The organism is Rhodospirillaceae bacterium (assembly GCA_028819475.1).
Lineage (GTDB): Bacteria > Pseudomonadota > Alphaproteobacteria > Bin65 > Bin65 > Bin65.
This window is the reverse complement of sequence record JAPPLJ010000032.1, coordinates 50,739-57,761: the sequence shown is the minus strand read 5'-3', so window position 1 is coordinate 57,761 and position 7,023 is coordinate 50,739. Positions and strand designations below refer to the sequence as shown.

Genomic DNA, 7,023 nt, shown 5'->3' with positions numbered 1-7,023 from the left:
GTGCTGGAGTTCCTCGGCAACATCTGCCGCCAGCCGCGCTGGGAGCGCCACCGCGCCGCCCGCGCTGCGGTGCGCGGCTGATCGGGCCGGATCCCCGATAGCAAATTCCATACCCGTCATATCGACCGGAGCCGCCTGGAAGGCGGCGTAGTGGAGATATCTTTGCGCTCCGGCGTATGGACCGTTGCGCCACGCAGAAAAGATTTCTCCCCTTCGACAAGCTCAGGGCAGGCTGCTTCGCGGCTTCGCCGCTCCGGTCGAAATGACGTGTGAGAATTACGCCGCCCTACGCCGCCCTACGCTGCCTCCTCCGCCGCGTCGGCCTTTGCCACCCGGTTGGCGGCGCTGACGATGGCGCGGAGCGAAGCGGCGACGATGTTCGGGTCGCGGCCGACGCCGAACAGGGTGCCGCCGTCCGGCGTGCTGACCTCGACATAGGCGACCGCGGTGGCGTCGGCGCCCTTGCCGACGGCGTGCTCGTGATAGCTCTGGATCGCCATGTTCAGGTTGAGCCCGTTCCTCAGCGCGTCGATGAAGCCGTCGATCGGGCCGTTGCCCTTGCCCTGGATCGTGCGCGGCTCGCCGTTCCAGCTGATCTCCGCGGTCATGCGCCGGATCTCGCTGGCGTGGGCGTCCGGCACCGTGCGGTAGTTGCCGAAGCCGATCGGGCCCTCCTGGTCGAGATATTCCTTCTCGAAGACCGACCAGAGCTCCTCCGAGGTCATCTCCTTGCCGGTGGCGTCGGTCACCTTCTGGATCACGCCGGAGAACTCGACCTGGAGCATGCGCGGCAGTTTCAGGCCGTAGTCGGCATCCATGACATAGGCGACGCCGCCCTTGCCGGACTGGCTGTTGATGCGGATGACCGCCTCATAGGTCCGGCCGACATCCTTCGGGTCCATCGGCAGGTAGGGCACGTCCCACAGTTCGCTGTTGCTGGACTCGAGCGCCGCGAAGCCCTTCTTGATCGCGTCCTGGTGCGAGCCGGAGAAGGCGGTGAACACCAGCTCGCCGCCATAGGGGTGGCGCGGATGGACCGGCAGCTGGTTGCAATATTCGACCGTGCGGATGATCTCGTTGATGTCCTGAATTTCGAGATCGGGATCGACGCCCTGGGTGAACAGGTTGAGCGCCAGGGTGACGATGTCGACGTTGCCGGTGCGCTCGCCGTTGCCGAACAGCGTGCCCTCGATCCGGTCGGCGCCGGCCATCACGCCGAGCTCGGCGGCGGCAACGGCGGTGCCCCGGTCGTTGTGCGGGTGCAGGGAGAGGAGGTAGCAGTCGCGGTTGGCGATGTTGCGGTGCATCCACTCGATCTGGTCGGCGTAGATGTTGGCCGACGCCATCTCGACGGTCGCCGGCAGGTTGATGATCGTCTTCTTCTCCGGCGTCGGCTGCCACACGTCCATCACGGCGTTGCAGACGTCCCGGGCATAGTCCAGTTCGGTGCCGGTGAAGGATTCCGGCGAATACTGGTGGATCACCTCGGTTTCCGGGACGCTCGGGAGCAGGTTCCGGATCAGTTCCGCACCGTCGGTCGCGATCTTCATGATCTCCGCCCGGTCGGCGTTGAAGACGACGCGGCGCTGGGTCGTCGACGTCGAATTGTAGAGATGGACGATGGCGCGCCGCGCGCCGCGGATGGCGTCGAAGGTGCGCCGGATCAGGTGTTCGCGCGCCTGGGTCAGCACCTGGATGGTGACGTCGTCGGGGATCATGTCCTGCTCGACGAGCTGGCGGCAGAAGTCGAAATCGGTCTCCGAGGCCGAGGGGAAGCCGACCTCGATCTCCTTGAAGCCCATCCGGCACAGCAGTTCGAACATGCGCCGCTTGCGCTCCGGCCCCATCGGCTCGACCAGCGCCTGGTTGCCGTCGCGCAGGTCGACCGAGCACCAGACCGGCGCCTTCTCGATGACCTTGCCGGGCCAGGTCCGGTCGGTCAGGCCGACCGGCTCGAAGCCCTGGTATTTGTGGATCGGCATGGTGGACATGGAAACGTCTCCGGTTCGGCGGGGCGGAGAGACGGCTGCGCCCGCGTGTCAGGCGGCGCAGCGCTCTGTTCCGGTTGTCGCGAAGGTTCCTTGGGGGATCCTGCCTTGCGGCGCTTGCCTCGGGGATCTTGAAATCCGGGGCGTCGGATCGGGGGTGTCACATGCGGCGGGCGGCGGTCGCGCGCCCTTGGCCCGGCGTCCTAGGACGCCGGGTGGCTAAGCAGAAGCAGACCGGTAATGGCGTGCGGCATGTGCATCGTGCCGCAAACGGTAAGGACGCCATCCGCCCCGGTCAAGCCGCATCGTGGCGCAGATGCAGAATCATGCTGGCTGCTTGCTCCGGACGCGGGCAATATAAGCTACTCTCCGATCAATTTTGTATCTCCATATCCACAGATCCTTTGCCGGACGTGGATACTTTAACTGGGCAATAAACTCAAGCGCGTCCAAATAATCGACGTCCCAAAGATTTTGCCCAAAATGCTTTCGTAGTCCTCCTATGCCTTCAATGCTGGTTCCATAATACGCTATTGACAGGTAGGCCGAAGCTATTGATCTCTTAGGGCGCCGGAGAGATAGCATAGCTGCCAGAAATTGTTCACGAACTTTTCTGCCAATTGTTCGTTCATACCTTTTCGTTACAACTCTGACAAACTGTTGTTCAATAGTGCTCGCACCTTGAATCTCGCCATTCTTAATTCTCACCATGAAGGCTCGTAATATTGCTATCGGATCAACTCCAAAATGAAGCGCGCTGCGATGATCTTCAGCATTGACCAGCGCCTCAATAAATTTTGCAGGTACGGTTGCTCCGAACTGATCAACCACTCGAATGCAAGAGCGCAAATCACCCTCCACACCTTCCGGTTGTAGCTTATAAACAATCCAAGCAACAACTAGGTGAACAAAACAAATTATGCGGAATGCGGCAGTTCTAAGTCTCGTGAACAACTTGCTCTGCCCTTTACGTTGGCCACCATCGACACAAACGTACCGACCATTCTATCGTCTTGTTCCAAGACAAGAGTGTAAAATGTCGTCGACTCCCTTCTATGCCCCTGCTCAACCACATGAAGATAAATACGATCTCTCGAAAAATATTTTCTTTCGATCCACCCATTAACTTCGCTTCTTGTTCTTTCCTTTCCTACATATTCTTTTTGAACAGTCGATGACATTTCATATATTTTCTCAGCCGTTCCTTTGATTAGATTCTCTTCTCGCCAAATCATCGCATTAAATACGAGTATCATATTCCTAAAATCGTCATAGTCTGATTCAATTGTGTCGGTCTTGATGAACCATCGGCCTTCAATTTCAGGAAAAGAAAACCATTTTTCCCTAATCCAAAAGAATGATAATGCCAGCAGAATTCCGCCAACAAATGTGCTGAATACATCAGAAAGGAATGAATCGAATATCAAAGAAGATACCTATCTAAGTTTCATTTCACTTTCGTCAAAGCATTTGGATCCGCCGATTTGGGAGTTCATAATCGTAGCCGATGGCCATAAGCGCGCCTCCGTGGAAGGTCCTTGGTCTCTCTTAGCCAGACCGGCACCCGCGCCACCACGGCCGGCCGGTCGCGGCGTGGAAGCTGCCCCGCAGTATCGGAGAATTAGGATTTTCGGCTCTTTGTCGATGAATCGGATGACCGCGCGGTCTGACGGGATGCCCAGATTTCTCATCTCCTCCATAAGAGCGTCGAGAGATTCCGAATGGGCCGAGATTTTGCCGCGATGGAAGCATACCCATTCCATCGGATGCTTTTCCGCCAGCCGCTCCCACTGCTCCGAAAGAAGCCGTGCGGAATTCGAAAAATCTCGCAACTCGAAGGCGATTCTCTCGGGATCGTCGCCGATTTCTGTAAGAATATCGCGGCCGGGATAGGTCAGGACGCTTTCCTCCAAGCCGTCGGGCCCAGTGGACGGATTTGCCGGGCCGCGCGGCGTCACGATAATCTTAGATAGGCCGAATTGCCTGGTGTCAACGCAGGCACAGCGCTGGCGCTCCGTCCGGCGAACGGGCGGCGGCAAATCGCGGAGGAGACGCACCGTGTATACTCCCACCAGGCGCACATTGCTGCGTTCGGTCGCCGCCGCCGCCGGGTCGGCGGCAGTTTACCGGACCATGGATGCACTCGGCATGCTGGGGCCGGGCGACGCCCATGCCGCGGCGCTGGACCTTCCGCCCGGGTCTGGCAAGGGCGGACGGGTCGTCATCCTGGGCGCGGGGGTCTCGGGCCTCGCGGCGGCGTGGGAGATGTCGCGGGCGGGCTGGCACTGCACGGTGCTGGAAGCGACGGGGCGCGCCGGCGGCCGTAACCTGACGGCGCGCGGCGGTGATGTGCTGACCGAGCGCGGCATGCGCCAGGAGGTGTGCTTCGACCGGGAGGACCATCTCTACGCCAATCTCGGCCCGGCGCGCATTCCCTACCATCACCGCACGGCGCTCGGATACTGCAAGGCGTTCGGCATCGATCTCGAAGTCTTCACCAACGACAACCGGGCCGCCTTCTTCCATAACCGCGAGCGCTTCGGCGGCCGGCCGGTCGCCGGCCGGCGGGTGTTGACCGACATGCGCGGCTATGTTGCGGAACTGCTTGCCAAGGCCGTGGACCGGGGCGCGCTGGACGCGGAGCTGACTCCGGACGACAAGGAGCGCGTGCGCGCCATGCTCAAGAGTTTCGGCGGGCTGAAGGACGACCGCAGCTATGCCGGGTCGGACCGGGCCGGCTATCGGGGCGCGCAGGTCAACGCCGGGATGGCGGCGGGCGAGATCGAGGAGCGGCTGGATTTCGGCGAGCTGCTGGGCGCCGAGTTCTGGGAGTACAAGCTCCATTTCAGCCATTTCCTCGACCAGAACCCGACGCTGTTCCAGCCGGTCGGCGGCATGGACGCGCTCGTCCGGGCCTTTACGCAGCGCGTCGGCGGCCTCGTGCGCTACGGATGCATCGTCGAACAGATCCGCCGGCAGGGCGACGGGGTCCGGATCGTCTGGCACGGCCCCGATGGCGCCGAGCGGGCCGTCCTGGCCGACTATGCCATCTGCACCATCCCCGCGCCGGTTCTGAAGGACATCCCGAACGACTTTTCGCCCGGCACCCGGGCGGCGCTCGGCTCCCTCGACTTCGTCGAAGCGGTAAAGGTCGCCTTCCAGGCGAAGCGGCGGTTCTGGGAGGAGGATGCGGCGATCTACGGCGGCATTTCCTGGACCGACAACGACATCACCCAGGTCTGGTATCCGTGCAACGGCTACCAGCGGCCCAAGGGCGTGCTGGTCGGCGCCTATATCTGGAGCCGGAAGCCGGGGTTACGCTATTCCGCACTGTCCGCGCCGGAACGCCTGCGGGCGGCGCTGGCGGAAGGCGCGCCTCTGCATCCGGGATACGCCGGCGAGATGGAGTGCGGGATCAGCCGCGCCTGGCTCAAGGTTCCCTTCCAGAAGGGCGGATGGCCGCGCCGCAACCCGGACGCTGCAGCGGCGCTGCGCCGGGGCGACGGACCGTTCCATTTCGCCGGCGATCAGGTGACCGCGCTGCCCGGCTGGCAGGAGGGCGCCCTGCTCGCCGCCCACGCCGCCGCCGGGGCGATTCACGCCCGCTTCACCGCCAGATGAACCGGCGCGCGTGCGCGGCCGGCCGAACGGCGCCTAGATCGCGCCCGCCTCGCGCAGGGCGGCCAGATCCTCCGCGCCGTAACCGATGGCCCCGAGCACCTCGTCCGTATGCTGGCCGGTCTCTGCCTGGCCCGTCGGCGGCAGGGCCGGGGTCTCGCTCAGCCAGATCGGCGCCTGCGCGACCATGGCCGGACGGTCGGCGCCGGGCCAGGCGACCGGATGGAGCAGGCCGAGCGCCCGGACCTGGGGATGGTCCAGCGCCTCCTGCGGCTTGAGCACCGGGCCGGCCGGGACATGCGCCGCGGCCAGCGCTTCCAGCGCCTCGTCGCGGGTCCGTTCGGCGCACCAGGCCGCCATGCGCTGCGACAGGACCGCGCCGTTGTCGCCGCGCGCGTCGTCGGTGGCGAAGCGCTCGTCCTCGAGCCATTCCGGCTCGCCCATCAGGTCGGCCCAGCGCTTGAACAGCGGGTTGCCGACGGTGTGGACCACGATGAAGCCGTCCCGGGTCTGGAACAGGTCGGTCGGGCCGGAGTTGAAGGCGCGGTTGCCGATCGGCCCCCGGTCCGGTTCCAGGACGGACTGTTCCGTCAGCAGGAAGCCGTTGAAGGCGGCGGCGGTCGCCAGCAGGGCGCCGACGACCTCCTGCCCGCGCCCGGAGCGCTGCTTCTCGATCAGCGCCATGGCGACGCCGAAGGCCGCGTGCAGGGCCGTGCCGAAATCGATGAAGGCGATCGGCGCGCGCCAGGGCCGGCCCGGCTCGCCCGTCAGGTAGATCGAGCCGCACATCGCCTGGCCGACGCTGTCGAAGCCGGGGCGCGTCGCCCACGGCCCGTCCTTGCCGTAGGACGACAGGTTGGCGAGGATGATGTCCGCCTTGACGGCGCGCAGGCTGTCGTAATCCAGGCCCATGCGCGCCATGGTCTGGGGCGGGAGGTTGGCGATGACGACATCGGCCGTGGCAACCAGCCGGTCGAGCGCGGCGCGGCCCTCCGGCTTCATCGGGTCAAGGGTGACCGAGCGCTTGTTGCGGTTCATCTGCAGGAACAGGGCGCCTTCGCCGGGCCGGCCGTCGGCATCGGTCGTGAGCGGCAGCACGAAGCGGTCCTCGCTGCCGCCGCGCTTCTCGACCCGGATCACGTCGGCGCCGAAATCCGCCAGCAGGGCGCCGACATAGGGCCCCGCGATGTAGCGTCCGAAGTCCAGCACCCGAATTTCGTCCAGCACGCCCGGCATCTGTCGCTCCTGCCTTTGTCTGCCGGGCAGAATGCGTCGCGCCCGCGCCGCGTTCCAGCGGCTTTTCGGCGCTGCTGCCGGACCGCCGCCGGGCGGCTGCCGTTGTCGGGTCCGGCGCTGCGGCGGGGCGCGCCCGCATCTTGCAAACGGCGGTTGCAGCGCTATGGTCTTGCGCTCCGGC

Annotated in this window: 6 protein-coding genes; 1 reads left to right on the top strand and 5 read right to left on the bottom strand. The window is 64.2% G+C overall.

All coding sequences use genetic code 11. The features are described from left to right. Positions 1–296: 296 nt before the first annotated feature. The 4 genes from leuA to OXM58_10320 all read right to left on the bottom strand — a co-directional run bounded on the left by leuA (position 297) and on the right by OXM58_10320 (position 3,946). Positions 297–1,991: a 2-isopropylmalate synthase gene (gene leuA / locus OXM58_10335; GenBank protein MDE0148758.1), complete on the bottom strand. Its 1,695-nt coding sequence runs from the start codon at positions 1,989–1,991 to the stop codon at positions 297–299. A gap of 321 nt (positions 1,992–2,312) precedes the next feature. Continuing rightward, positions 2,313–2,942: a transglycosylase domain-containing protein gene (locus OXM58_10330; protein MDE0148757.1), complete on the bottom strand. Its 630-nt coding sequence runs from the start codon at positions 2,940–2,942 to the stop codon at positions 2,313–2,315. Next, on the bottom strand, positions 2,906–3,415 hold the full coding sequence (locus tag OXM58_10325; protein MDE0148756.1) for a hypothetical protein: 510 nt from the start codon (positions 3,413–3,415) through the stop codon (positions 2,906–2,908). The genes OXM58_10330 and OXM58_10325 overlap by 37 nt, the downstream gene beginning before the upstream one ends. Before the next feature lie 9 nt (positions 3,416–3,424). Continuing rightward, positions 3,425–3,946 carry a hypothetical protein gene (locus OXM58_10320; protein MDE0148755.1) on the bottom strand — a complete coding sequence of 174 codons (522 nt, stop codon included), beginning with the start codon at positions 3,944–3,946 and terminating at the stop codon, positions 3,425–3,427. A 100-nt stretch (positions 3,947–4,046) separates the two neighbouring features. On the opposite strand from OXM58_10320, the gene OXM58_10315 reads away from it, so the two are divergent. Then, a complete protein-coding gene (locus OXM58_10315) occupies positions 4,047–5,609 on the top strand; it encodes an FAD-dependent oxidoreductase (protein MDE0148754.1) in 1,563 nt (520 codons plus the stop codon). 33 nt (positions 5,610–5,642) lie between these two features. Here the strand turns inward: OXM58_10315 and OXM58_10310 are convergent, their stop codons facing one another. Then, complete coding sequence (locus tag OXM58_10310; protein ID MDE0148753.1) at positions 5,643–6,842, bottom strand: CoA transferase; 1,200 nt, start codon at positions 6,840–6,842, stop codon at positions 5,643–5,645. Between the last annotated feature and the right edge of the window lie 181 nt (positions 6,843–7,023).